Origin of the sequence: Actinoalloteichus spitiensis RMV-1378, from assembly GCF_000239155.1 — a bacterium.
GTDB lineage: Bacteria > Actinomycetota > Actinomycetes > Mycobacteriales > Pseudonocardiaceae > Actinoalloteichus_B > Actinoalloteichus_B spitiensis.
Genome location: NZ_AGVX02000711.1, coordinates 1 through 1,278, shown reverse-complemented (window position 1 = coordinate 1,278; position 1,278 = coordinate 1). Strand labels below are relative to the sequence as shown.

Sequence of the window (1,278 nt, the reverse complement as noted above, 5' to 3'; positions counted from 1 at the left end):
GGACACGAGCACACCCGCCGCCAGCCACACCCAGAGGGCGACGGGGAACGCGTCCTTGCCCGGTTCGGCGCCGCCCTCGGCCGGGCCGGCCTGGGCGGTGTCGCTCGTGGTCGTGGAGGTGTCGGTGGGTGCCGTCGTGGTGGGCGCCGCCTCCGTCTCCTCAGGGCGGTCCGGCCGGTCTGAGGCCTCCGGCATGCTGTGCGCCGGTTCCACGGCCCGGCCGTCGTTGAGGGGGGTGGGTTCGAAGGAGAGCCAGCCGAAGCCCTCGAAGTAGCCCTCCACCCAGGCGTGGGCCTCGTTGTTGGTGACCAACCGGGACGTCCCCGTCTGGTAGCCGGGGCTGAAGCCGACCGCGACCCGGGCCGGCACCCCGATCGACCGGAGCAGTACGGCCAGGGCCGAGGAGTACTGCTCGCAGTACCCGGTCCGACCCTCGAACAGGAAGTCCGCGAGGGCGTCCGATCCGCTGCCCGTCTCGGTCTCCAGGCTGTACCGGAACCCGTTGGTGGGGTTCCGGAAGAAGGAGGTCAGCGCGTTGGCCTTGTCGATCTGCGCCTCGTGGGGGGCGGTCAGCCGTTCGGCCAGCGCGCTCACCTCGGGAGCGATCCCCTCCAGCTGGAGGTACACCGGGTCGACGTTCTCCGGCGGGGGTGCCGTGCGCAGCTCCTCGAGCGGGTACTCGGGCACGACGGCCTCGACCGCGTAGGGCGTGGCCCGCCGGCTCTCCTCGGCGTAGATGAGACCGGAGCGGGCGTCGTAGCGCCAGCCGGGAGCGACGTCGTCGACCCTGGTGGGCACCCCGAACACGGGCAGCCAGTGGTCCTGGTAGTTCAACGGCTCGACGCGGATGCGGTTGCTCTCGGCCGGCAGCAGGGTGCTGCCGGCCGGGCGCGGCAGAGGTCGCCCCGAGGCGACGTCGACGCCCTCGTCGACGGGGCCGAGCCGCCACCCCTCCCCGGGGTCGTAGTGGCTGAGCGTGAAGGCTCGCAGGTACTGCCGCTCCCGCATCCCCTCGATGCGCAACAGTTCGATCGTGGTGTCCCGGTCCAGCTGGCCGCGCAGTGAGGTGAAGGTGTTCAACCCGACGCCGTAACCGCCCTGGTCAGCCGACCCGCCGCCACCGCTCCCACCAGGGAACCGCCCTTCGGTCCCGATGAAGGTGAGACTGGCGCCCGCCGCCAGCGCCACCGCCACCGACAGCGCCGTCGTCGCGGTCGCCGCCGGCGTCCACCGGCTGCGGGGCGCGCCGCTGTCCGTCGCGGAGCCCGCGAGGGGGCG

1 protein-coding gene is annotated in these 1,278 nt (G+C 73.2%); it reads right to left on the bottom strand.

The features are described from left to right. The coding region (locus ACTIDRAF_RS31035) for a transglutaminase TgpA family protein (protein ID WP_016701283.1) at positions 1–1,278 on the bottom strand (1,278 nt) is incomplete at both ends.